Genomic DNA, 25,171 nt, shown 5'->3' with positions numbered 1-25,171 from the left:
CCTGCTCTATGTGATGGACCCGATGTGTTCCTGGTGCTGGGGTTTTGCGCCGGTGGCCAACGCGCTGGTCGAGCAGGCGCAGGCAGCGGGGGTGGACGTGCATCTGGTCGTCGGCGGTTTGCGCACGGGCAGTGGCTCGGCGCTGGAGCCGACCACCCGGCGCTACATCCTTGAGCACTGGCAGGCGGTCCACGAGGCTACTGGTCAACCGTTCAAGTTTGAAGGCGCGCTGCCCGACGGGTTTGTCTACGACACCGAGCCGGCGTGTCGGGCGCTGGTGACGGCGCGCAGCCTGGCACCGGATTGCGCGTGGAAATTGCTCGGGTTGATCCAGCAGGCGTTCTACGCCGAAGGTCGCGACGTCACCCACGCCAGCGTGTTGGTTGAGCTGGCAGAGCAGGCCGGTTTGCCGCGCATCGAGTTCGCTGCCGCCTTCGACCGTGCCGATCAGCACGCAGCCACCGCTGCCGATTTCACCTGGGTCCAGGACCTGGGCATTGCCGGTTTCCCGACCTTGCTGGCAGAGCGTGATGGTCAATTGGCGTTGCTGACCAATGGGTATCAGCCTCTGAGTGTGTTGTCACCGTTGCTCGGCCGTTGGCTGGAGCGCGCTGCCTGTGCATGACCTGCCCGACGACGTTCCAGCCCCTGCACGTGTCGACCGTCTGAGCTGGGCAGAAATCCGTCGCCTGGCCCTTCACCATAAAAAATCCTTGTGGATCGCCAACGGCGTCGCGGTATTGGCAACGCTGTGCAGCGTGCCGATCCCCTTGCTGTTGCCATTGCTGGTCGACGAAGTGCTGCTGGGCCACGGCGACGCTGCGCTGAAAATAATGAACCACGCGCTGCCCGACGTCTGGCAGAAAGCCGCGGGCTATATTGGCCTGATGCTGCTGGTGACATTGGCACTGCGCTGTGCGGCGTTGTTGTTCAACGTTGTGCAGGCGAAATTGTTTGCGGCGCTGGCCAAAGACATCGTGTATCGGATTCGGCTGCGGTTGATCGAGCGGCTCAAGTGCATCTCGCTGGGGGAATACGAAAGCCTGGGCAGCGGCACGGTGACTACGCACCTGGTCACCGACCTGGACACGCTGGACAAATTCGTCGGCGAAACCCTCAGTCGTTTCCTCGTGGCCATGCTGACGCTGGTGGGCACCGCCTCCATCCTGATGTGGATGCACTGGAAACTCGCGCTGCTGATCCTGCTGTTCAACCCGCTGGTGATCTATGCCACGGTGCAGTTGGGCAAGCGGGTCAAACACCTGAAAAAACTCGAGAACGACAGCACCTCGCGCTTCACCCAGGCCTTGACCGAAACCCTGGATGCGATCCAGGAAGTGCGCGCCGGTAATCGTCAGGGTTTTTTCCTCGGCCGGCTTGGCCAGCGAGCGCGTGAAGTGCGCGATTACGCAGTGAGCTCGCAATGGAAAACCGATGCATCGAACCGCGCCAGTGGTTTGCTGTTCCAGTTCGGCATCGATATTTTCCGTGCCGCGGCCATGCTCACTGTGTTGTTTTCCGACCTGTCCATCGGCCAGATGCTGGCCGTGTTCAGCTACCTGTGGTTCATGATCGGTCCGGTGGAACAACTGCTCAACCTGCAGTACGCCTTTTACGCCGCCGGCGGTGCGCTGTCGCGAATCAACGAGTTGCTGGCCCGTGCCGACGAGCCGCAATACACCGGCAGTGTCGACCCGTTCCAGGGGCGCGACACGGTGGGCATCGAAGTTCAGGGATTGAGTTTCGGCTACGGCGACGAGTTGGTGTTGAACCAAATGAACCTGTCGATTGCCCCCGGTGAAAAAGTCGCGATTGTCGGCGCCAGCGGCGGTGGGAAAAGCACGCTGGTGCAGTTGCTGCTCGGTTTGTACACGCCACTGGCCGGCACTATTCGTTTCGGTGGTTCGACTCAGGAAGAGATCGGCCTGGAAACCGTGCGTGAAAATGTCGCCGTGGTCTTGCAGCATCCGGCACTGTTCAACGACACCGTGCGCGCCAACCTGACCATGGGCCGCGAACGCAGCGACGAAGCCTGCTGGCAGGCATTGGAAATTGCTCAACTGCACAACACGGTGCGTGAATTGCCCAATGGCCTGGACAGTATTGTCGGGCGCTCCGGTGTGCGTTTATCCGGCGGGCAGCGTCAGCGTCTGGCGATTGCGCGAATGGTGTTGGCCGAACCCAAAGTGGTGATCCTCGACGAGGCCACGTCCGCCCTGGACGCAGCCACCGAATACAACCTGCACCAGGCACTGGCGCGGTTCTTGAGCAACCGCACCACGCTGATCATTGCGCACCGGTTATCGGCCGTGAAGCAGGCCGACCGGGTGTTGGTGTTCGATGGCGGGCAAGTTGCCGAGGATGGCGACCATCAGCAATTGATTGCCGATGGTGGGTTGTACGCCAAGCTTTATGGGCATTTGCAGCAGCACTAGATGAGTGCCACAGGACGCTCAGGGCGTTTTCCCCGGCAAGGATGAGCACATGGGGATGAAGCCCAGCCCTGAAGCGCTGGGACTATGCTGCTGTTGAGCATGAGTTTCCCCGGCTTGCCTAGAGTGAGAACCCATCCTAGTCTAGCGGTAGCGTTTTCGTCCGGACGACGATCGAGCAGTGTCAAGACAAGGGACCTCATGAAGCAAAAAAGGACTCTCGGAACCCCTCGGTTGTTGGGCATCGTCTGGCCTTTTATCGCCGTCGTGTTATTTCAGGCATTGTTGGGAGGCGTCAGTCTTTACGTTCTTTCGGCGGTTCGCGGCTACGTTGGCGGTGAAAGTCTGTGGTCCAAGGGCCAGAAAGACGCCATCTATTACCTCAATCTCTACGCCGACAGTCACGACGAAACGATCTTTCTCAAATACCAGAACGCGATTGCGGTGCCTCAGGGTGGTCATGAATTGCGTCTGGCGCTGGATCATCAGCCACCGAATATCGAGGCGGCGCGGATCGCGATTCTCAAGGGTGGCAACCACCCTGACGACGTCTCCAGCGTGATTTGGCTGTACCTCAATTTCCGGCACTTCAGCTACCTTGAAAAAGCCATCGACCTCTGGACGGTCGGTGACGCGTACCTGGTGCAACTCGATGACGTCGCGCGGGAGATGCGCCAGCGCATTGCCGATAGCCAGGCCACCGATGCCGACATCAAGCGCTGGAAGGAGCAGATTTTTACCATCAACGAAGGCGTGACGCCTGCCGCCAAAGCGTTCAGCGACGCCTTGGGCGAAGGCTCGCGGGTGATTCTCCGGCTGCTGTTGGTGACGAACCTCGCCACCGCGCTGGGTTTGATTGTGTTGGCCCTGATGCGCACTCATAAGCTGCTCAAGCAGCGCCATGCCTTCGCCGATGCCTTGCAATTGGAGAAAGACCGGGCACAGATCACTCTGCAATCGATTGGCGATGGGGTGATCACCACGGACGTCGAGGGCGCGATCGCCTATATGAATCCGGCCGCCGAGGCCTTGACTCACTGGAAGGCTGAACAGGCGGCGGGGTTGCCATTGGCTGCGCTGTTCAATCTGCTGGACGAGAACGCTCAGGCCGACGGTTTTACCTTGATCGAGCACATTTTGAGCGGTCAGCTCAGCGGTGGCAGCGAGCATTCCAAACTGATCCAGCGCCTGGATGGCAGCACGGTTTCGGTCACTCTGGTCGGCGCGCCGATCCGCAACGCGGGCAAGGTCAGCGGCACCGTGCTGGTGCTGCACGACATGACTCAGGAGCGGCAGTACATCGCCAATCTGTCCTGGCAGGCGACCCATGACGCCCTGACCGGGCTGGCCAACCGCCGCGAATTCGAATATCGCCTCGAACAGGCCCTGCATAACCTTACGCGCCAGGTGGGGCGTCACGCCTTGATGTTTCTCGACCTGGATCAATTCAAACTGGTCAACGACACCTGCGGTCATGCGGCGGGCGACGAGCTGTTGCGACATATCTGTGCGTTGTTGCAATCAGGTTTGCGCGAAGGCGACACCCTGGCCCGACTGGGTGGCGACGAGTTCGGCATTCTGTTGGAAAATTGCGCGCCGGAAGCGGCCGAGAAAATCGCCGAAGGCCTGCGCCAGACCGTGCAGAACCTGCATTTTGTCTGGAAAGGCCGGCCGTTCGTGACCACCGTGAGTATCGGGCTGGTGCATGTGGCCCAGAGTCCGGCCACGCTCGAAGCTTCGCTGCGGGCCGCTGACATGGCTTGTTATATGGCTAAGGAAAAGGGCCGCAACCGGGTTCAGGTCTATCACGCCGACGACTCGGAACTGTCCCTGCGCTTTGGCGAGATGGCCTGGGTGCAGCGCCTGCACGTAGCGTTGGAAGAAGACCGCTTCTGCCTGTACGCCCAGGAAATCGCGCCCCTTGGCGCTGACGAGCAGGACCGCGGGCATATCGAAATCCTGCTGCGCCTGCATGACGAAGCAGGGCGCATGATTCTGCCGGACAGTTTCATTCCGGCCGCCGAGCGTTACGGTTTGATGACGTCGATTGATCGTTGGGTAGTGGAGAACGTTTTCAAAGTCATTGCCCAATGCATTGCGCAAGAGCGCGAAGAGTCGTTGGCCATGTGTGCGATAAATCTGTCAGGTATTACTATCGGAGATGAGGCGTTTCTGGACTTCCTTCGTGAACAGTTTGTTGCATATTCAATTCCACCCGAAATGATTTGTTTTGAAATTACAGAAACCAGCGCGATTGCAAATCTGGGTAGTGCAATTAGATTTATCAATGAACTCAAAGGTTTAGGTTGTCATTTTTCGCTAGATGACTTTTGCGCCGGTATGTCCTCATTCGCTTACTTGAAACATTTACCTGTAGACTTCCTGAAGATCGACGGGAGTTTCGTAAAGGATATGCTGGACGACCCGATTAACCGCGCCATGGTCGAAGTGATCAATCACATCGGTCATGTCATGGGTAAGCGCACGATTGCCGAGTTCGTTGAAACACCTCAGATCGAGCAGGCATTGCTGGAGATCGGGGTGGATTACGCTCAAGGGTATGTGATTGAACGCCCGCATCTGTTTACCTGGGATAGTTTGCAAAGTCGTCCTGCCCGGCCCCGACCTTTGTTGTTCAAGGCGCCGGGCACGTTCCGTTGAAACTCTTGTTGATCTAAAAAATCACAATCAAAAGGAGCGCGACAGTGATCGACACATTCAACAGAACCGGACCACTCATGGAAGCTGCAAGTTACCCCGCCTGGGCTCAGCAACTGATCCAGGATTGCAGCGAGAGCAAGCGCCGGGTTGTCGGACACGAACTGTATCAACGCATGCGAGATAACAAACTCAGCGCAAAAACCATGCGTCAGTACCTTATCGGTGGCTGGCCGGTGGTCGAACAGTTCGCTTTATACATGGCACAGAACCTGACCAAGACCCGTTTTGCGCGCCACCCTGGCGAAGACATGGCGCGTCGCTGGCTGATGCGCAACATTCGCGTCGAATTGAACCATGCCGATTACTGGGTGCATTGGAGTCGTGCTCACGGTATCAGCCTGGAAGATCTGCAAGCCCAACAGGTGGCCCCTGAGCTTCACGCCTTGAGCCACTGGTGCTGGCACACCAGTTCGTCGGATTCGCTGATCGTGGCCATCGCCGCCACCAACTACGCCATCGAGGGTGCGACAGGGGAGTGGTCGGCACTGGTCTGTTCCAGTGGCGTCTACGCGGCAGCGTTCCCCGAGGAAGATCGCAAGCGGGCCATGAAGTGGTTGAAGATGCACGCCCAGTATGACGACGCCCATCCATGGGAAGCGCTGGAAATCATCTGCACCCTGGCGGGTATGAACCCGAGCAAAGCGCTGCAAGTGGAATTGCGCCAGGCTGTCTGCAAAAGTTACGACTACATGTATCTGTTCCTGGAACGTTGCATGCAGTTGGAACTGGCGGTGAAAACCCCGGTAGCCCGTGAGCGGATGGAGCTGGCCGAAAGCTGATCCTCTGAAAGCAACGCAAACCAAATGTGGGAGCGGGCTTGCTCGCGAAGACGGCTTAACATTCAACAGAGTTGCTGAATGTCAGACCGCTTTCGCGAGCAAGCCCGCTCCCACATGGGTTATACAGCGTTGCTGAAATATCAGCCCGCCATCGCCAGTCGGTTACGCCCCGCGCGCTTGGCCACATACAACGCACTGTCGGCCCGTCGCAACAAACTCTCGGCAGACTCGCCGGGTAGCAGCGTCGAGCAACCGATGCTCACCGTCAGCTCGATCATCTTGCCCTCTGCCTCATAGTCCTGAGCTTGCGCCGCAAACCGCAGTCTTTCACCGACCATGGCTGCAGCTTCCCGACTGGTGTTGGAAAGCAGAATCAGGAATTCTTCGCCACCAAACCGGAACACCATGTCGACGTTGCGCAACTGGTTTTTGATCGAGGCTGCGACGGCCTTCAGCACTTCATCGCCGGCACTGTGCCCATAGGTGTCGTTGATGTGTTTGAAGTGATCGATGTCCAACATCAGCAGCGACAGGGGCTGCGAGTGTCGACGCGACATCTCGATTTCCCGTTCCAGCGTCTGATCCATGGCGATGCGGTTGCCGGTATCGGTCAGCGGATCACGCAATGCACTTTGGGTTGCCGCTCGGTAGAGCAGGGCGTTTCGCATGGGGAAGAGCAGGGTCGACAACAGTGACTCCAGGTTGCCCTGTTCCTGTTCGCTGAAACGCTGATTGCGACGGAACACCAGCTCACCCAATTGCTCGCCTTCATGGCTGAGGCTGTAGCTGATTGAATGGTGACCCCGCGCGCCGAATTGCAGGCGCAAGTCGCTGGGCTGATGCTCGTAACTCAGGGCATCCAGTGGCACAAGGCGCTGAATTTCACGGAAGAAAAGTCCGAGAATGCGTTGCGGCTCAAGACTGGTTTGCAGTTGCAGGCCCAGCGTTTGGCGCAACTGCGCAAGACTGACGGGCCGCTCCAGGAGGGGAGGCTGCTGACCAAAGCCCAGGCGTTGCAATTTGGCACTGTCGAAGTCAATTGCGTTGGTCTGGGAAGGTGATTTCATATGGCGTGAGCCCCTAAGCAGTAAGGCTGTCTTACAGGCTGGGTGAGAGCGGCTTTGGGCTGCGCGTCATTACTGGTCCATCAGTCCCGTAGGACATTTGGCACGAGTTTAGTCCGCTTTGCCGAAGATTAGTAACCTCTCGGCTCAAGCTCCGCCTCGTCTGCTTTCACACGGCGTGTCTGAACAAAATTAGAGCGAAAGTCGTGCCATTCGGTTCAGTCGAATAAAAAGCTTTAAAAATCAAAATACTGGAAGGTTATACGAGGGGGATTACGGAGGGCGATGACATTTATTTGACTTGTAGCGGGGGTAGTTACCATCGGGTTTGAGTGCCGCGGCGGGAAGCCGTCGCGGCAGAAAAGCGACGCACGGGCGTTACTGAGCGTTGAACGCCTGGCCATTGATGCCGGTACTGTCCGGACCCATCAGGTAAAGGTAGACCGGCATGATCTCCTCGGGTGTCGGGTTGTTCAGCGGGTTTTCGCCGGGGTAGGCCTGAGCGCGCATGCTGGTTCGGGTGGCGCCGGGGTTGATGCTGTTGGAACGCACCGGTGCGACTGTGTCTACTTCGTCGGCCAGGGTTTGCATCAGGCCTTCGGTAGCAAACTTGGAAACGCCGTACGCGCCCCAGTAAGCACGACCCTTGCGACCGACACTGCTGGAGGTGAATACCACCGAGGCGTCCTGAGACAGCTTGAGCAGTGGCAGCAGGGTGCTGGTGAGCATGAACATGGCGTTGACGTTGACGTGCATGACGCGCATGAAGTTCTCACCGGACAGCTGCTCGATGGGTGTCCGGGGACCGATGATCGAGGCGTTGTGCAGCAAGCCATCGAGGTGGCCGAATTCGGTCTCGATCATGGCTGCCAGTTCATCGTATTGATGAGGCAGCGCGGTTTCCAGATTGAACGGAATCACGGCCGGTTGTGGATGGCCGGCTGCTTCGATTTCGTCGTAGACCTGAGTCAGGTTGGCTTCGGTCTTGCCCAGCAACAGCACGGTGGCACCGTGGGCGGCATAGGTTTTTGCAGCGACAGCGCCGATGCCACGGCCAGCGCCGGTGACCAGGATGACCCGGTCCTTGAGCAATTCAGGACGGGCGGAATAATCAAACATAAAAAACCTCAACATAATCCGTTAACAGGGCCGAAAAAGATCGCAGCCTTCGGCAGCTCCTACGCCGATCGCGGTCTCCTGTAGGAGCTGCCGCAGGTTGCGATCTTTTGATTTGAATCAGCAACTGCACAAAGCGTTATCCAGCACCTCTAGCAACGCCAGCGGATGATCGATTACCACGTCCGCGCCCCAGTGCTTCGGGTTATCGTCCGGGTGAATATAACCGTAGGTCACCGCGCAGGTTTTGGTGCCGGCATCGCGGCCGGACTCGATGTCCCGCAGGTCATCGCCTACAAACAGCACGCTGGCCGGGTCCAGTTCGAGCATCTTGCACGCCAGGATCAACGGCTCCGGATCCGGTTTGCTGTTCTTCACATGATCAGGGCAAATCAGCACTTTCGAACGTTCGGCCAGGCCCAACTGCTGCATGATCGGCTCGGCGAAACGCACTGGTTTGTTGGTGACCACGCCCCAGATCAGGTTGGCCTTTTCGATTTTCTCCAGCACCTCGGCCATGCCGTCGAACAGATGGCTGTGGACCGCGCAATCCTTGAGATAGCGGTCGAGAAACTCCTGACGCAGTTCCTCGAACCCCGGCGACTCCGGGTCCATTGAAAAGGTCACAGCGACCATCGCCTTGGCACCACCGGAAATTTCATCGCGAATGTGTTGAGTGTTCATCGGCGGCAAACCACGGTCAGCGCGCATCGCCTGGCAGATGGCGATGAAATCCGGCGCGGTGTCGAGCAGGGTGCCATCCATGTCGAAAAGGACTGCTCTGATACGCATCGGCTTACTCCTCGCGCAGGGTCTGGATCATGTAGTTGACGTCCACGTCGGAGGCCAGTTTGTAATGCTTGGTCAACGGATTGTAGGTCAGGCCGATGATGTCCTTGACGGTCAGGCCGGCCATGCGGCTCCAGGCGCCAAGCTCCGAAGGGCGGATGAATTTCTTGAAGTCGTGGGTGCCGCGCGGCAGCAACTTCATGATGTATTCGGCGCCGACGATGGCGAACAGATAGGCCTTCGGGTTGCGGTTGATGGTGGAGAAGAACACCTGGCCACCCGGTTTGACCATTTTGAAACAGGCGCGGATCACTGACGACGGATCTGGCACGTGTTCAAGCATTTCCAGGCATGTCACCACGTCGAACTGCTCGGGCATTTCTTCGGCCAGGGCTTCGGCGGTGATCTGCCGGTACTCGACGCTCACGCCGGATTCCAGCTGATGCAGTTGAGCGACCGCCAGCGGCGCTTCGCCCATGTCGATACCCATCACGGTCGCGCCGCGCTGGGCCATGGCTTCGCTGAGGATGCCTCCGCCGCAACCGACGTCGAGGACCTTCTTGCCCGCCAGATTGACGCGCTCGTCGATCCAGTTGACCCGCAGCGGGTTGATGTCGTGCAGCGGTTTGAACTCGCTTTCGCGGTCCCACCAGCGATGGGCCAGGGCTTCGAATTTGGCGATTTCGGCGTAGTCGACGTTGCTCATGGTGTCAGTCCTCTAAAACTTGAAAAATCCTGTTGCCCCGGTTTCGGTCCAGGGTGCTTACAATTCGGTATGGCCGCTGATGCGCCTGCCCCAGGCCTTGGCAGTGGCACACAGCTGCGCCTCATCCAGACGGGTCAGGCGGTGGTCGTCGAGCAGTTGCTTGCCGGCGACCCAAAGGTGTTTCACGCAGTCGCGGCCAGTGGCGTAGATCAGTTGCGAAACCGGGTCGTAGACCGGTTGCTGTGCCAGGCCCGACAGGTCGAATGCGACGATGTCCGCCGCTTTGCCGACTTCCAGCGAACCCGTCTCTGCGTCGATTCCCAGTGCGCGCGCGCCATTGAGCGTGGCCATGCGCAGGGCGCGATGGGCGTCCAGCGCGGTGGCGGAGCCGGCGACGGCCTTGGCCAGCAACGCAGCGGTGCGGGTTTCGCCGAGCAGGTCGAGGTCATTATTGCTGGCCGCGCCATCGGTGCCGACCGCCACATTGACTCCGGCTTGCCACAAGCGCTCGACCGGGCAGAAACCGCTGGCCAGCTTCAGGTTCGACTCCGGGCAATGAATCACATTGGTGTTACTTTCTACCAGCAGCACCAGGTCTTCATCGCTGATCTGGGTCATGTGAACGGCCTGGAGGCGCGGCCCGAGCAGGCCCAGGCGGCCAAGGCGGGCCAGTGGGCGTTCGCCACGCTGCTCGACCGACTGCTGCACTTCGAAAGCGGTTTCATGGACGTGCATATGAATCGAGGCGTCCAGCTCTTCGGCGATCACCCGGATTTTTTCCAGGGTTTCGTCGCCCACGGTGTAGGGTGCATGGGGCCCAAAAGTGATTTTGATCCGCTCGTGATGTTTGAGATCGCCAAATAATTCAACGCCCTGACGAATGGCTTCATCCGCCGTGGCGGCGCCTGGAATCGGGAAATCGAGGATCGGAATGGCGATCTGGGCGCGAATGCCGCTGTTATGGGCGCGTTCGCTGGCGACCTTCGGGAAGAAATACATGTCGGAGAAACAGGTGATGCCGCCTTTGATCTGCTCGGCAATGGCCAGGTCAGTGCCGTCGCGTACAAACGCTTCGTCTACCCATTTAGCTTCGGCCGGCCAGATGTGCTTTTCCAGCCAGGTCATCAGCGGCAGATCATCGGCCAGCCCGCGGAACAGCGTCATTGCCGCATGCCCGTGAGCATTGATCAGCCCGGGGGCGAGCAACATGTCCGGCAATTCGCGGACTTCGGTTGCGTTAAACTTCAAGGCTGCTGCGCGCGGGCCGATAAATACGATACGACCGTCGCGGATGCCCAGGGCATGCTCTTTAAGGACCACACCAGCCGGTTCGACGGGTACCAGCCAGGTCGGCAGCAATAACAGGTCGAGCGCAGCGGTGGGGGTCGGCATCGAAAGTCGGTTCCAGTGCTTTTGTAAAGGATGGCGAAGTATACCCGAGCGCCTTCGCGGGGGGATCGCTATAATCGGCGGCTTTTGTTCATGAGTGCGGGGTAATTGGATGCGCGATCGACTGTTGGCTGCGGAGAAGGTGAAGGCCATCGATTGGCGTGATGGTGCCCTGCATCTGCTGGATCAGCGTATTTTGCCGTTCGAGGAAACCTGGATCGCCTACACCAGCGCTGCGGGTGTGGCTGAGGCTATTCGTTCGATGGTGGTGCGCGGCGCGCCAGCGATTGGCATCAGTGCGGCGTATGCCATGGTGCTGTCAGCCCGCGCCCGAATTGCCGAGGGCGGTGACTGGCAGGCGGCGTGGGAAGAGGATTACGCGTTACTGGCTGATTCCCGTCCAACAGCGGTTAATCTGTTCTGGGCCTTGAGTCGCATGCGTGACCGCCTGGACCGCCTCAAGGAAGACGCAGACCCTCTGGCGGCGCTGGAAGCCGAAGCCATCGCCATCCACGAAAGTGATCGCGAAGCCAACCTGACCATGGCCCAATTGGGTGTGGACCTGATCCGCAAGCATCAGGGCAACGCCCAGGCGATCCTGACGCACTGCAACACCGGCGCACTGGCCACCGGCGGCTTCGGCACGGCGCTGGGGGTGATTCGCGGGGCTTTCATCGAGGGTATGGTCGAGCGCGTCTATGCCGATGAAACCCGTCCGTGGCTGCAAGGTTCGCGTTTGACCGCATGGGAATTGGCCAATGAAGGCATTCCCGTGACCCTCAATGCCGATTCCGCCGCTGCGCATATCATGAAAACCAAGGGCGTGACCTGGGTGATCGTCGGCGCCGACCGCATTACCGCCAATGGTGATGTGGCAAACAAGATCGGCACCTACCAACTGGCGGTCAACGCCATGCACCACGGCGTGCGCTTCATGGTGGTGGCACCGAGTTCGACCATCGACATGAACCTGGCCAGTGGTGACGAGATCCCCATTGAAGAGCGCGACGGCCGCGAGTTGCTGGAAGTTGGCGGCAAGCGGGTGGGGGCGGATGTCGATGCGTTCAACCCGGTGTTCGACGTCACGCCTGCGGATCTGATCGACGCGATCGTTACCGAAAAAGGCATCGTCGAACGGCCGGATACCGCGAAAATGGCGCAGTTGATGTGCCGTAAGCGGTTGCATTAGGGCTCTTTGGCGTCTGATAAATTGCCTTCGCGAGCAAGCCCGCTCCCACATTGGGCCGAGTCGGTCGCAGAATTTGTACCGACACCGATCCAATGTGGGAGCGGGCTTGCTCGCGAAGAGGCCCTGACAGTCAACAAATATCGCTGATCAGGCCCCTGATTCTCCATTCAACACGGCTCTAAGCCCCTCTCGTCCCTTTCAAGCCTGTCACCGGTCAACTAACTATGCTCCATGCGCATCTGGGGGATAGGTGCGTGGCGGCTCTTGTGATAACATCCGGCGGTTTCCAGGGTAGCCTGATGTGGCTGCCTTTACTGCGCAGATCCATGGCATAACTCGTTGATTTGTCGTAAGTCGGTGCATGGCACTCAGTCTGCATCGGCGAGCTTCGTTCGTCCCATATGGATGTGACGAAGTTTCACCAGAAAAAGGAATCAGGCTTCTCATGGGCGAACTGGCCAAAGAAATCCTCCCGGTCAATATCGAAGACGAGCTGAAGCAGTCCTACCTCGACTACGCGATGAGCGTGATTGTCGGGCGGGCACTGCCGGATGCGCGCGATGGCTTGAAGCCCGTGCACCGGCGTGTGCTGTTCGCGATGAGCGAGCTGGGCAACGACTTCAACAAGCCGTACAAGAAATCTGCCCGTGTTGTCGGTGACGTGATCGGTAAGTATCACCCTCACGGTGATACCGCGGTGTACGACACCATCGTTCGGATGGCGCAGCCATTCTCGCTGCGTTACCTGTTGGTAGACGGTCAGGGCAACTTCGGTTCGGTGGACGGCGACAACGCCGCGGCCATGCGATACACCGAAGTGCGCATGACCAAGCTGGCGCACGAGCTGCTGGCTGACCTGCACAAAGAAACCGTGGACTGGGTGCCGAACTACGACGGCACCGAAATGATCCCGGCGGTCATGCCGACCCGTATTCCCAACCTGCTGGTCAACGGCTCCAGCGGTATCGCCGTGGGCATGGCGACGAACATCCCGCCGCACAACCTCGGTGAAGTCATCGACGGTTGCCTGGCACTCATCGACAACCCGGAACTGACCGTCGATGAGCTGATGCAATACATCCCTGGTCCGGACTTCCCGACCGCCGCGATCATCAACGGTCGCGCCGGCATCATCGAAGCCTACCGCACCGGTCGCGGGCGCATTTACATGCGTGCCCGCTCGATGATCGAAGACATCGACAAGGTCGGTGGTCGCCAGCAGATCGTCATCACCGAACTCCCTTACCAGCTGAACAAGGCGCGTCTGATCGAGAAGATCGCCGAGCTGGTCAAAGAGAAGAAGCTCGAAGGCATCACCGAGCTGCGCGACGAGTCCGACAAGGACGGTATGCGCGTCGTGATCGAATTACGTCGCGGTGAAGTGCCTGAGGTGATCCTCAATAACCTCTACGCCCAGACCCAGCTGCAAGCGGTGTTCGGTATCAACATCGTCGCGCTGATTGACGGCCGTCCGCGGATCCTGAACCTCAAGGACCTGCTGGAAGCGTTCGTTCGTCACCGTCGCGAAGTGGTTACCCGCCGTACCGTGTTCGAACTGCGCAAAGCGCGTGAACGTGGCCACATTCTCGAAGGTCAAGCGGTTGCCTTGTCGAACATCGACCCGGTCATCGCCCTGATCAAGGCCTCGCCAACGCCGTCGGAAGCCAAGGAAGCACTGATCAAGACTGCGTGGGAATCTTCCGCCGTGGTTGCGATGGTTGAGCGTGCCGGTGCCGATTCGTGCCGTCCAGAGACTCTGGACCCGCAATACGGTCTGCGCGAGGGCAAGTACTTCCTGTCGCCGGAACAGGCGCAAGCCATTCTGGAACTGCGTCTGCACCGTCTGACCGGTCTGGAACACGAAAAGCTGCTGGCCGAGTATCAAGAGATCCTCAACCAGATCGGCGAGCTGATCCGCATCCTCAGCAGCGCCACGCGCCTGATGGAAGTGATCCGCGAAGAGCTGGAAGTGATCCGCGCCGAATACGGCGATGTGCGTCGCACCGAGATTCTCGATGCCCGTCTCGACCTGACCCTGGGCGACATGATCCCGGAAGAAGAGCGCGTCGTGACCATTTCCCACGGTGGCTACGCCAAGACCCAGCCATTGGCTGCGTACCAGGCTCAGCGTCGTGGCGGTAAAGGCAAATCGGCCACTGGCGTCAAGGATGAGGACTACATCGCTCACCTGCTGGTCGCCAACAGCCACACCACGCTGCTGCTGTTCTCCAGCAAAGGCAAAGTGTACTGGCTGAAAACCTATGAAATCCCGGAGGCGTCCCGCGCTGCCCGTGGTCGTCCGCTGGTCAACCTGCTGCCGCTGGACAGTGATGAATACATCACCACCATGCTGCCGGTCGAGGAATATACCGAAGGTCACTTCATCTTCATGGCCACTGCTAAAGGCACCGTGAAGAAGACCCCGCTGGAATCCTTCAGCCGTCAACGCAGCGTCGGCCTGATCGCGCTGGAACTGGACGAAGGCGACGTACTGATCTCTGCCGCCATTACCGATGGCGAGCGTGAAGTCATGCTGTTCTCGGACGGCGGCAAGGTGACTCGCTTCAAGGAAACCGACGTTCGTGCCATGGGCCGTACCGCTCGCGGTGTCCGCGGTATGCGTCTGCCGGAAGGCCAGAAGCTGATCTCCATGCTGATCCCGGAAGAAGGCAGCCAGATCCTCACCGCTTCGGCGCGTGGTTTCGGCAAGCGCACCGCGATCACCGAGTTCCCTGAGTACAAGCGTGGCGGTCAGGGCGTTATCGCCATGGTCAGCAACGACCGTAATGGCCGTCTGGTCGGCGCGGTTCAGGTGCTCGACGGCGAGGAAATCATGCTGATTTCCGACCAGGGTACTTTGGTTCGTACTCGTGTCGACGAAGTCTCCAGCCTGGGTCGTAACACCCAGGGCGTGACCCTGATCAAGCTGGCCAGCGATGAAACGCTGGTAGGCCTGGAGCGGGTTCAAGAGCCATCGGAAGTCGAAGGCGAGGAGCTGGAAGGCGAAGGGCTCGAAGGTGAAGAGGGTGCAGTGTTTGACGGTGAAGTCGTGATCGACGACGTTGCCGAAGACCAGCAACTCGACGCCGCCGCTGACGAAGAGCCGCAAGAGTAAGCGGGCAAGCAGGGGGCGGATGAAGATTCGCCCCCTTGTTGTTTGTCCCTCAGGAACTATGGAATTGTTTTAAATGTAGGGCTGTAGGACCGTAGGACCGTAGGAGCTGTCGAGCGAAGCGAGGCTGCGATCTTTTGATCTTGCCGTCGCTCTTGTCTTGGCGGGCAGAACGAAAAGATCGCAGCCTCGCTTCGCTCGACAGCTCCTACAGGTTTACAGATCCACCTACCGATTTACAGATTCACAGATTTATTGCGTGATACCACCAAATCAGAGCGAGATTGGATGTGAGCAAGAGAGCCTATAACTTCTGTGCCGGTCCTGCGGCGCTTCCCGAAGCTGTCCTGAAGCGCGCCCAGGGTGAACTCCTTGATTGGCACGGCAAGGGCCTGTCGGTCATGGAAATGAGCCATCGCAGTGATGAGTTCGTGTCCATTGCCACCAAGGCCGAGCAGGATCTGCGTGATCTGCTGAATATCCCCTCGAACTATAAAGTGCTGTTTCTGCAAGGTGGCGCGAGCCAGCAATTTGCTCAGATTCCTCTGAACCTGTTGCCGGAAAGCGGCACTGCCGACTATATCGACACCGGTATCTGGTCGCAGAAAGCTATCGAAGAAGCCTCGCGCTACGGCCACGTCAACGTTGCCGCCACCGCCAAGCCTTACGACTATTTCGCTATTCCCGGTCAGAACGAATGGAGCCTGTCGAAAGACGCCGCCTACGTTCACTACGCACCGAACGAAACCATTGGCGGCCTGGAGTTCCAATGGATCCCGGAAATCGGTGATGTACCGCTGGTCGCCGACATGTCCTCGGACATTCTCTCGCGTCCGGTGGATGTTTCGCGCTTCGGCATGATCTACGCCGGCGCCCAGAAAAACATCGGCCCGAGCGGCGTCGTCGTGAACATCGTTCGCGAAGACCTGCTCGGTCACGCCCGTTCCATTTGCCCGACCATGCTCAACTACAAGGTCGCGGCCGATAACGGTTCGATGTACAACACCCCGCCAACCCTGGCCTGGTACTTGTCCGGTCTGGTGTTCGAGTGGCTGAAAGAGCAGGGTGGTGTCGAAGCCATCGGCAAGCTCAATGAAGTGAAGCAGCGCACGCTGTATGACTTTATCGACGCCAGCGGCTTGTACAGCAACCCGATCAACAAGTCGGATCGCTCGTGGATGAACGTGCCGTTCCGTCTGGCTGACGATCGTCTCGACAAGCCGTTCCTGGCCGGCGCCGACGAACGCGGCCTGCTGAACCTCAAGGGCCACCGTTCCGTGGGCGGCATGCGTGCCTCCATCTATAACGCCGTCGATATCGTTGCGGTCAACGCGCTGGTTTCGTACATGGCAGAGTTCGAGAAGGAACACGGTTAATGTCTGAGCAAGAACTCAAGGCACTGCGCCTGCGCATTGATGCTCTGGACGAAAAAGTCCTGGAGCTGATCAGTGAGCGCGCACGTTGCGCCCAGGAAGTTGCGCGAGTAAAGATGGCCTCGCTGGCCGAAGGCGAAGTGCCGGTGTTCTATCGTCCTGAGCGTGAAGCTCAGGTGCTCAAGCGTGTGATGGAGCGTAACCAGGGGCCGCTGGGCAACGAAGAGATGGCGCGGCTGTTCCGCGAAATCATGTCCTCGTGCCTGGCCCTCGAGCAGCCGCTGAAAGTGGCGTACCTCGGCCCTGAAGGTACCTTCACTCAGGCTGCGGCCATGAAGCACTTCGGCCACGCGGTGATCAGCAAGCCGATGGCAGCGATCGACGAAGTGTTCCGGGAAGTCGCTGCCGGTGCGGTGAACTTTGGCGTGGTCCCGGTGGAAAACTCCACCGAAGGCGCGGTCAACCACACTCTCGACAGCTTTCTCGAACACGACATGGTGATCTGTGGTGAAGTCGAGCTGCGTATTCACCATCACCTGTTGGTCGGTGAAAACACCAAGACCGACAGCATCAGCCGCATCTATTCCCACGCCCAGTCCCTGGCCCAGTGCCGCAAGTGGCTGGACGCCCATTACCCGAATGTCGAGCGCGTGGCGGTTTCGAGCAACGCCGAAGCGGCCAAACGGGTCAAGGGTGAGTGGAACTCGGCGGCGATCGCCGGCGACATGGCCGCTGGTCTGTACGGGTTGACTCGTCTGGCCGAGAAAATCGAGGATCGTCCGGACAACTCCACGCGATTCCTGATGATCGGCAGCCAGGAAGTACCGCCGACCGGCGACGACAAGACCTCGATCATCGTCTCCATGAGCAACAAGCCCGGCGCGCTCCACGAGCTGCTGGTGCCGTTCCACGACAACGGCATCGACCTGACGCGCATCGAGACCCGTCCGTCGCGCAGCGGTAAATGGACCTACGTGTTCTTCATCGACTTCGTCGGCCACCACCGCGACCCACTGGTCAAAGGTGTACTGGAAAAGATCAGTCAGGAAGCAGTAGCACTCAAAGTGCTGGGTTCCTACCCGAAAGCAGTTCTCTAAGGGCGGTAGCAAATGAGTGGCAACTTCCTCGCTCTGGCACAGCCGGGCGTGCAACAACTTTCGCCTTACGTTCCGGGCAAGCCCGTGGACGAGCTGGCCCGTGAGCTGAATCTCGATCCGGCCAATATCGTCAAACTGGCGAGCAACGAAAACCCGTTGGGCGCCAGTCCCAAGGCGCTGGCAGCGATTCGCGAAGCGCTCACCGAGCTGACCCGCTATCCGGACGGCAACGGTTTTGCGCTCAAGACCCTGCTGGCCGATCAGTGCCGCGTCGAACTGAACCAGGTGACGTTGGGCAACGGCTCCAACGACATTCTGGAGTTGGTGGCGCGTGCCTATCTGGCGCCAGGCCTGAACGCGGTATTCAGCGCGCATGCGTTTGCGGTCTATCCGATCGTGACCCAGGCCGTTGGCGCCCAGGCAAAAGTGATCCCGGCCAAAGACTGGGGCCATGATCTGTCGGCCATGCTGGCCGCGATCGATGCCGATACTCGCGTGGTGTTCATTGCCAACCCGAACAATCCGACCGGGACCTGGTTCGACGCCGAAGCGCTGGATGAATTCCTGCAAGACGTACCGGCCCATGTGCTGGTGGTGCTGGACGAGGCCTACATCGAATACGCCGAAGGCAGCGACTTGCCCGACGGCCTGGACTATCTGGCGGCCTACCCGAACCTGCTGGTTTCGCGCACCTTCTCCAAGGCCTATGGCCTGGCGTCGCTGCGGGTCGGTTACGGCTTGTCCTCGGCCATCGTCGCCGATGTGCTGAATCGCGTGCGTCAGCCATTCAACGTCAACAGCCTTGCGCTGGCCGCCGCTTGTGCAGCGCTGCAAGACGTCGAGTACCTGGCCGAAAGCCGTCGCCTGAACGAGTCCGGCATGCAGCAGCTGCAAGCGGGTTTCCGCGACCTGGGGTTGAGCTGGATTCCATCCAAAGGCAACTTCATCTGTGTCGATCTGGGTCGCGTTGCGGCTCCAGTGTTCGAGGGGTTGCTGCGTGAAGGTGTGATCGTGCGTCCGGTGGCCAACTACGGCATGCCGAACCATCTGCGTATCACCATCGGTTTGCCGGCTGAAAACAGCCGCTTCCTCGAGGCGCTGGCCAAGGTTATGGCTCGTGGTTGATGTCACTGCACTGCAATCTGCTCAACCTATGATCGGTCGCCTGGTGGTGGTCGGCCTGGGGTTGATCGGCGGTTCGTTTGCCAAAGGCTTGCGTGAAAGCGGTCTGTGCCGCGAAGTGGTCGGGGTCGATCTCGACCCGCAGTCGCGCAAGCTGGCGGTCGAGTTGGGCGTGGTGGATCGTTGCGAAGAGGACCTGGCGGCGGCTTGCCAGGGCGCTGACGTGATTCAGCTGGCGGTGCCGATCCTGGCCATGGAGAAGTTGCTCGCACTGTTGGCGGGCATGGATTTGGGGCAAGCAATTCTGACCGACGTCGGCAGCGCCAAGGGCAATGTGGTGCGCGCGGCGACCGAGGCGTTCGGTGGCATGCCGGCGCGTTTCGTGCCGGGGCATCCGATTGCCGGTTCCGAGCAGAGCGGGGTAGAAGCCTCCAATGCCGAGCTGTTCCGTCGCCATAAAGTCATTCTGACGCCGCTGGATCAGACCGACCCGGCCGCGTTGGCAGTGGTCGACCGGTTGTGGCGCGAACTGGGTGCCGACGTCGAGCACATGCAGGTCGAGCGTCACGACGAAGTGTTGGCGGCGACCAGCCATTTGCCGCACTTGCTGGCGTTCGGTTTGGTCGATTCGTTGGCCAAACGCAATGAAAATCTTGAGATCTTCCGTTACGCTGCGGGCGGTTTCCGCGATTTCACAAGAATCGCCGGTAGCGACCCGGTCATGTGGCACGACATCTTCCTCGCCAACCGCGAAGCTGTCCTGCGCACACTCGATACATTTCGCAGCGACCTCGACGCCTTGCGCGACGCGGTCGATGCAGGGGATGGGCACCAATTGTTGGGCGTGTTCACTCGCGCCCGGGTTGCCCGCGAGCATTTCAGTAAAATCCTGGCCCGCCGGGCCTATGTGGACGCTATGAATTCCAACGATCTGATTTTCCTGGCACAACCTGGTGGCCGCCTGACTGGGCGGATTCGTGTACCGGGCGACAAATCGATTTCCCACCGTTCGATCATGCTTGGCTCCCTGGCCGAAGGCGTCACCGAAGTGGAAGGTTTCCTCGAGGGCGAAGACGCTCTGGCGACCCTGCAAGCTTTCCGCGACATGGGTGTCGTTATCGAAGGCCCGCACCACGGTCGTGTGACCATCCACGGCGTCGGCCTGCATGGCCTGAAGCCTGCGCCGGGCCCGATCTATCTGGGCAACTCCGGCACCTCGATGCGTCTGCTGTCTGGCCTGTTGGCTGCGCAGAACTTCGACAGCACGCTGACCGGCGACGCCTCGCTATCCAAGCGTCCGATGAATCGCGTGGCCAATCCGCTGCGCGAAATGGGCGCCGTGATCGAGACCGCTGCTGAAGGTCGTCCGCCGATGACCATTCGTGGCGGCAACAAGCTCAAGGGCCTGACTTACACCATGCCAATGGCCAGCGCCCAGGTTAAATCCTGCCTGTTGCTGGCGGGTCTGTATGCCGAAGGCAAGACCACCGTCACCGAGCCGGCACCGACTCGCGACCACACCGAGCGCATGCTGCGCGGCTTCGGCTACCCGGTGACCGTCAACGGCGCGACTGCCTCGGTCGAGTCCGGCCACAAGCTGACCGCGACCCACATTGAAGTGCCGGGCGATATCTCGTCGTCGGCGTTCTTCCTGGTGGCCGCGTCGATTGCCGAAGGTTCGGAGCTGGTGCTTGAGCACGTCGGCATCAACCCGACCCGCACCGGTGTGATCGACATCCTGCGCCTGATGGGCGCTGACATCACCCTGGAAAACCAGCGTGAAGTCGGCGGCGAACCGGTAGCGGATCTGCGCGTACGGGCAGCTAAACTCAAAGGTATAGAGATCCCTGAGGCGCTGGTCCCACTGGCTATCGACGAGTTCCCGGTGCTGTTCGTGGCCGCGGCATGTGCCGAAGGGCGCACCGTGCTGCGTGGCGCCGAAGAGCTGCGCGTGAAGGAGTCGGACCGGATCCAGGTGATGGCAGATGGTCTGCTGGCGTTGGGCGTCAAGTGCGAGCCAACCCCGGACGGCATCATCATCGACGGCGGCCAGATCGGCGGCGGCGAAGTGCATGGTCACGGCGATCACCGGATTGCCATGGCCTTCAGCGTGGCTTCTTTGCGCGCCACTGCCCCCATCCGCATTCATGATTGCGCCAACGTCGCGACCTCGTTCCCGAACTTCCTCGCGCTGTGCGCGCAGGTCGGTATCCGTGTTGCACAAGAGGCTCAGTCGTGAAAATCATCGCACCGGTCATCACCATTGATGGGCCAAGCGGCTCTGGCAAGGGCACGGTCGCCGGGATGCTGGCCAAGCGCCTGGGCTGGAACTTGCTGGATTCCGGTGCGCTTTATCGATTGCTGGCTTTCGCGGCGCATAACCATGGCGTCGATCTGACGAATGAGGAGTTGCTCAAAAAGCTTGCCGCTCATCTGGATGTGCAATTCATCGCGGCGACCGACGGTCAACTGCAGCGCATTATTCTGGAAGGCGACGAAGTCAGCGATGTCATTCGTACCGAAAGTATCGGCTCGGGCGCCTCGCAAGTCGCTGCGTTGCCCGCCGTTCGTGAGGCGCTGCTTCAGCGCCAGCGGGCCTTTCAGGAATCACCGGGTCTGGTGGCCGATGGTCGCGACATGGGCACGGTGGTATTTCCCGACGCACCGTTGAAGATTTTCCTGACCGCCAGTGCCGAGGAGCGTGCGCGCCGTCGATACTTGCAGTTGAAGGGCAAAGTCGATGGTGTTAGTCTGTCGAGTCTGCTAGATGAGATACGTGCACGCGATGAGCGTGACACCCAGCGAGCGGTAGCCCCGCTCAAACCGGCGGCTGACGCCATACAGCTGGATTCCACGGAATTATCCATCGATCAGGTGCTGGAACGCATCATGAGCGAGATCGCCATTCGCGATATCGCCGGGTGACCAAGAAGGCCGCAGGGGACCAGTCATAGTCCTGCGGTGGCTTCTTTTAAATGAAACTAACCCACACCGTCTGGGGTGTGGAGATGGGCGTATTCTTCGCCCTCATCAACAGGAATTAAAATGAGCGAAAGCTTTGCGGAACTCTTTGAAGAAAGCCTAAAAACCCTGAACCTTCAGGCAGGCTCCATCATCACCGGTGTTATCGTTGATATCGATTACCAAGCTCGCTGGGTAACCGTTCACGCTGGCCTGAAGTCTGAAGCACTCATCCCGCTTGAGCAGTTCTACAACGACGCTGGCGAACTGAACATCAACGTCGGTGACGAAGTTCACGTTGCTCTGGACTCGGTTGAAGACGGCTTTGGTGAAACCAAGCTGTCCCGTGAAAAAGCCAAGCGCGCTGAATGCTGGATTGTTCTGGAAGCAGCCTTCGCAGCCGAAGAAGTGGTCAAGGGCGTTATCAACGGTAAGGTTAAAGGCGGCTTCACTGTCGACGTTAACGGCATCCGTGCGTTCCTGCCAGGTTCTCTGGTTGACGTCCGTCCAGTGCGCGATACCACGCACCTGGAAGGCAAAGAGCTGGAATTCAAGGTCATCAAACTCGACCAGAAACGCAACAACGTTGTCGTTTCCCGTCGCAGCGTCCTCGAAGCCGAGAACTCCGCCGAGCGTGAAGCTCTGCTGGAATCCCTGCAGGAAGGCCAACAAGTCAAAGGTATCGTCAAGAACCTCACCGATTACGGCGCATTCGTCGATCTGGGTGGCGTCGATGGCCTGCTGCACATTACCGACATGGCTTGGAAGCGTATCAAGCATCCTTCCGAAATCGTCAACGTTGGCGACGAGATCGATGTCAAGGTTCTGAAGTACGATCGCGAACGCAATCGTGTTTCCCTGGGCCTCAAGCAACTGGGCGAAGATCCATGGGTTGCTATCAAAGCCCGTTACCCAGAAAGCACTCGCGTTACCGCTCGTGTAACCAACCTGACCGACTACGGCTGCTTCGCTGAGCTGGAAGAAGGCGTTGAAGGCCTGGTACACGTTTCCGAAATGGACTGGACCAACAAGAACATCCACCCTTCGAAAGTCGTACAAGTCGGCGACGAAGTGGAAGTTATGGTTCTGGACATCGACGAAGAGCGTCGTCGTATCTCCCTCGGCATCAAGCAGTGCAAATCTAACCCATGGGAAGATTTCTCTGGCCAGTTCAACAAGGGCGATAAAATCTCCGGCACCATCAAGTCGATCACCGATTTCGGTATCTTCATTGGTCTGGACGGCGGCATCGACGGTCTGGTTCACCTGTCCGACATCTCCTGGAACGAAGTGGGCGAAGAAGCCGTTCGCCGCTTCAAGAAGGGCGACGAGCTGGACACCGTTATCCTGTCGGTTGACCCAGAGCGCGAGCGCATCTCCCTGGGTATCAAGCAACTGGAAAGCGATCCGTTCTCCGAGTACGTTCAAGAGAACGATAAAGGCGCCATCGTTAAAGGCATCGTGAAGGAAGTTGACGCTAAAGGCGCCATCATCACTCTGGCCGACGATATCGAAGCGACTCTGAAAGCCTCCGAAATCAGCCGTGACCGCGTTGAAGACGCGCGTAACGTTCTGAAAGAAGGCGAAGAAGTAGAAGCCAAGATCATCAGCGTTGACCGCAAGAGCCGCGTAATCCAGCTCTCGATCAAGTCGAAAGACGTTGAAGACGAGAAAGAAGCCATCCAAAGCTTGAAAGACAAGCCTTCGGATAGCATCGCTGCTGGTCCTACCACTCTGGGCGACCTGTTGCGTGCACAAATGGAAAAACAGAACTAAGTTCTGTCAGACCATAGAAAAAGGGCGACTTCGGTCGCCCTTTTTTGTGTCTGCGATTTGGTGAGCCCAGGGGGGGGCAATACCGGTCAGTTAAGAGGCAAGTCTGTTAAGCGCGGAACCTGTGGGAGCGGGCTTGCCCGCGATGAGGCCGGCACATTCAATGTTGATGTTGACTGACGCGCCGCCATCGCGGGCAAGCCCGCTCCCACATGGATCGCGCCTAACTGACTGGCATTACGGCAAGCCTGGCTTCTACGAAAAGCGGTTTGCTCGCTTAGCAGGCTGGCAGTAGGGCTGGCGCCGCCTTATTTCTTTCGTGAAACCAATGATCTACATAAGCTGTCTGTAACTTCATACAGGTCAATCGTGTATTCAAGGCTAGGCTTAGTCTGAAGTGAACGACCGCTGGGCAATGCGCCCGGCATAAGGACGTGAATGAACAAGCTCATTGTCGTGATAGCAGTACTGACATTGGCAGGCTGTACCACCAGCGCCAAGACTCATGCGGTGCGCGGAGTCAGTGGTATAGAGATCGATTGTTCAGGATTGGGCTCCGGATGGGAAAAGTGTCACAAGCGAGCCGCCAGGGAATGTAAGGGCGCAGGCTATAAAGTCGTCGTAAGGTCCGATGATGCGAAGGAGGAAGATGGATTTCCTTTTGGCTTCAATCCCGCGGGTTATCTGACGCGCACCATGCTGGTTATCTGTAGATGAATGCCGGGTTTGAGCAATGTTCCGATAGTCTGAAATCGGGCGCCTCATTGCAGGGAAAGATATGTCAAAACTCGGGCTGTTCAAATTTCTCCGGGCATGCTAAAACCTTTGAAGCGCTTTTCCTAGCTGCTTGAAAAAGAAGGGAAAAATATGACGAAGTCGGAGTTGATCGAACGAATTGTCACCCATCAAGGGCTGCTCTCATCCAAGGATGTGGAGCTGGCCATCAAGACCATGCTTGAGCAAATGTCCCAATGTCTGGCCACCGGTGATCGAATCGAGATCCGTGGGTTTGGCAGCTTCTCCCTGCACTATCGCGCGCCGCGCGTAGGCCGCAATCCGAAAACCGGTCAGTCCGTCAGCCTCGACGGCAAGTTCGTTCCGCATTTCAAGCCAGGCAAAGAACTGCGCGATCGCGTGAACGAGGAAGAGGAGGAGGGGCTTTGACAGCTGCACTTCAAGGAACCACTGATGCGTAACCTCAAGCGCGTACTTCTCGCTGTATTTGTCCTGTTGCTCGTTCTCGCGATCCTGGCGTTCGTACTTGAGAACCAGCAAGGCGTGTCACTGCTGTTCCTGGGCTGGGCGGGCCCGCAGTTGCCAGTATCGCTGGTCATGGTGATTGCGCTGCTGATTGGCATGGTGATCGGTCCGATTCTCGGCTGGTTTCTGGGACGTACGTCCAGGGCCTCACGCAAACACCTTGTCTGATAGCGATAAACCCGTTGTACGCGTCGAATTTGCGCCATGGCTTGTCCATATCCATTAGTAAAACCTTCATTAAGCTGTAAAATGCTGCGCTTGGTCGATAGGGCGTTCCTGAATCGGTTC

The 25,171-nt window shown here is 58.9% G+C and carries 20 protein-coding genes; 15 read left to right on the top strand and 5 right to left on the bottom strand.

What is annotated here, in order from left to right:
• Positions 1–22 precede the first annotated feature (22 nt).
• The 4 genes from F6R97_RS08050 (at position 23) to F6R97_RS08035 (ending at position 5,932) form a co-directional block, all read left to right on the top strand.
• The gene (locus F6R97_RS08050; RefSeq protein WP_173667543.1) at positions 23–625 is read left to right on the top strand and encodes a DsbA family protein; all 603 of its coding nucleotides are present in this window, start codon (positions 23–25) and stop codon (positions 623–625) included.
• Positions 618–2,435, top strand: a complete 1,818-nt coding sequence (locus F6R97_RS08045; protein WP_315866372.1) for an ABC transporter ATP-binding protein — start codon at positions 618–620, stop codon at positions 2,433–2,435. The genes F6R97_RS08050 and F6R97_RS08045 overlap by 8 nt, the downstream gene beginning before the upstream one ends.
• Before the next feature lie 198 nt (positions 2,436–2,633).
• Entirely contained in the window at positions 2,634–5,093 is a 2,460-nt protein-coding gene (locus tag F6R97_RS08040) for an EAL domain-containing protein (RefSeq protein WP_315866371.1), read from the top strand.
• Positions 5,094–5,170: 77 nt separating this feature from the next.
• The gene (locus F6R97_RS08035) at positions 5,171–5,932 is read left to right on the top strand and encodes a TenA family transcriptional regulator (RefSeq protein WP_390176088.1); all 762 of its coding nucleotides are present in this window, start codon (positions 5,171–5,173) and stop codon (positions 5,930–5,932) included.
• A 140-nt stretch (positions 5,933–6,072) separates the two neighbouring features.
• Here the strand turns inward: F6R97_RS08035 and F6R97_RS08030 are convergent, their stop codons facing one another.
• The 5 genes from F6R97_RS08030 to F6R97_RS08010 all read right to left on the bottom strand — a co-directional run bounded on the left by F6R97_RS08030 (position 6,073) and on the right by F6R97_RS08010 (position 10,999).
• Positions 6,073–6,999 (bottom strand): GGDEF domain-containing protein, encoded by a 927-nt coding sequence (locus tag F6R97_RS08030; RefSeq protein ID WP_038982152.1) that lies wholly within the window; start codon positions 6,997–6,999, stop codon positions 6,073–6,075.
• A 375-nt stretch (positions 7,000–7,374) separates the two neighbouring features.
• Positions 7,375–8,115 (bottom strand): YciK family oxidoreductase, encoded by a 741-nt coding sequence (locus F6R97_RS08025; protein ID WP_315866370.1) that lies wholly within the window; start codon positions 8,113–8,115, stop codon positions 7,375–7,377.
• A gap of 117 nt (positions 8,116–8,232) precedes the next feature.
• Positions 8,233–8,904 (bottom strand): N-acetylmuramic acid 6-phosphate phosphatase MupP, encoded by a 672-nt coding sequence (gene mupP, locus F6R97_RS08020; protein ID WP_315866369.1) that lies wholly within the window; start codon positions 8,902–8,904, stop codon positions 8,233–8,235.
• 4 nt (positions 8,905–8,908) lie between these two features.
• Positions 8,909–9,607: a bifunctional 2-polyprenyl-6-hydroxyphenol methylase/3-demethylubiquinol 3-O-methyltransferase UbiG gene (gene ubiG / locus F6R97_RS08015; RefSeq protein WP_038982154.1), complete on the bottom strand. Its 699-nt coding sequence runs from the start codon at positions 9,605–9,607 to the stop codon at positions 8,909–8,911.
• A gap of 57 nt (positions 9,608–9,664) precedes the next feature.
• The gene (locus tag F6R97_RS08010; RefSeq protein ID WP_050682114.1) at positions 9,665–10,999 is read right to left on the bottom strand and encodes a TRZ/ATZ family hydrolase; all 1,335 of its coding nucleotides are present in this window, start codon (positions 10,997–10,999) and stop codon (positions 9,665–9,667) included.
• A 109-nt stretch (positions 11,000–11,108) separates the two neighbouring features.
• On the opposite strand from F6R97_RS08010, the gene mtnA reads away from it, so the two are divergent.
• From mtnA to F6R97_RS07955, 11 genes are all read left to right on the top strand, one after another.
• Positions 11,109–12,185, top strand: coding sequence for an S-methyl-5-thioribose-1-phosphate isomerase (mtnA, locus tag F6R97_RS08005; RefSeq protein WP_038982156.1), 1,077 nt, complete (start codon positions 11,109–11,111; stop codon positions 12,183–12,185).
• 445 nt (positions 12,186–12,630) lie between these two features.
• Positions 12,631–15,300, top strand: a complete 2,670-nt coding sequence (gyrA, locus tag F6R97_RS08000; protein ID WP_038982157.1) for a DNA gyrase subunit A — start codon at positions 12,631–12,633, stop codon at positions 15,298–15,300.
• Between the two features lie 287 nt (positions 15,301–15,587).
• Entirely contained in the window at positions 15,588–16,673 is a 1,086-nt protein-coding gene (gene serC / locus F6R97_RS07995; protein WP_315866368.1) for a 3-phosphoserine/phosphohydroxythreonine transaminase, read from the top strand.
• Complete coding sequence (pheA, locus tag F6R97_RS07990) at positions 16,673–17,767, top strand: prephenate dehydratase (RefSeq protein WP_007899727.1); 1,095 nt, start codon at positions 16,673–16,675, stop codon at positions 17,765–17,767. Before serC ends, pheA begins: the two co-directional genes overlap by 1 nt.
• A 12-nt stretch (positions 17,768–17,779) precedes the next feature.
• Positions 17,780–18,892: a histidinol-phosphate transaminase gene (gene hisC, locus F6R97_RS07985; protein ID WP_050682115.1), complete on the top strand. Its 1,113-nt coding sequence runs from the start codon at positions 17,780–17,782 to the stop codon at positions 18,890–18,892.
• Positions 18,893–18,920: 28 nt separating this feature from the next.
• Complete coding sequence (locus tag F6R97_RS07980; protein ID WP_038982160.1) at positions 18,921–21,128, top strand: bifunctional prephenate dehydrogenase/3-phosphoshikimate 1-carboxyvinyltransferase; 2,208 nt, start codon at positions 18,921–18,923, stop codon at positions 21,126–21,128.
• Complete coding sequence (gene cmk, locus F6R97_RS07975) at positions 21,125–21,814, top strand: (d)CMP kinase (RefSeq protein WP_038982161.1); 690 nt, start codon at positions 21,125–21,127, stop codon at positions 21,812–21,814. Before F6R97_RS07980 ends, cmk begins: the two co-directional genes overlap by 4 nt.
• A gap of 120 nt (positions 21,815–21,934) precedes the next feature.
• Complete coding sequence (gene rpsA, locus F6R97_RS07970) at positions 21,935–23,626, top strand: 30S ribosomal protein S1 (RefSeq protein WP_030128738.1); 1,692 nt, start codon at positions 21,935–21,937, stop codon at positions 23,624–23,626.
• A 435-nt stretch (positions 23,627–24,061) separates the two neighbouring features.
• A complete protein-coding gene (locus F6R97_RS07965; RefSeq protein ID WP_038982162.1) occupies positions 24,062–24,340 on the top strand; it encodes a hypothetical protein in 279 nt (92 codons plus the stop codon).
• Positions 24,341–24,490: 150 nt separating this feature from the next.
• Positions 24,491–24,787, top strand: coding sequence for an integration host factor subunit beta (gene ihfB, locus F6R97_RS07960; RefSeq protein WP_007899751.1), 297 nt, complete (start codon positions 24,491–24,493; stop codon positions 24,785–24,787).
• A 24-nt stretch (positions 24,788–24,811) separates the two neighbouring features.
• The gene (locus F6R97_RS07955) at positions 24,812–25,051 is read left to right on the top strand and encodes a LapA family protein (protein ID WP_038982163.1); all 240 of its coding nucleotides are present in this window, start codon (positions 24,812–24,814) and stop codon (positions 25,049–25,051) included.
• The last annotated feature ends 120 nt before the right edge of the window (positions 25,052–25,171 follow it).

The sequence above is a fragment of the Pseudomonas sp. JV414 genome, assembly GCF_032424305.1.
GTDB lineage: Bacteria > Pseudomonadota > Gammaproteobacteria > Pseudomonadales > Pseudomonadaceae > Aquipseudomonas > Aquipseudomonas lini.
This window is presented reverse-complemented; position numbering and strand designations above follow the sequence as displayed.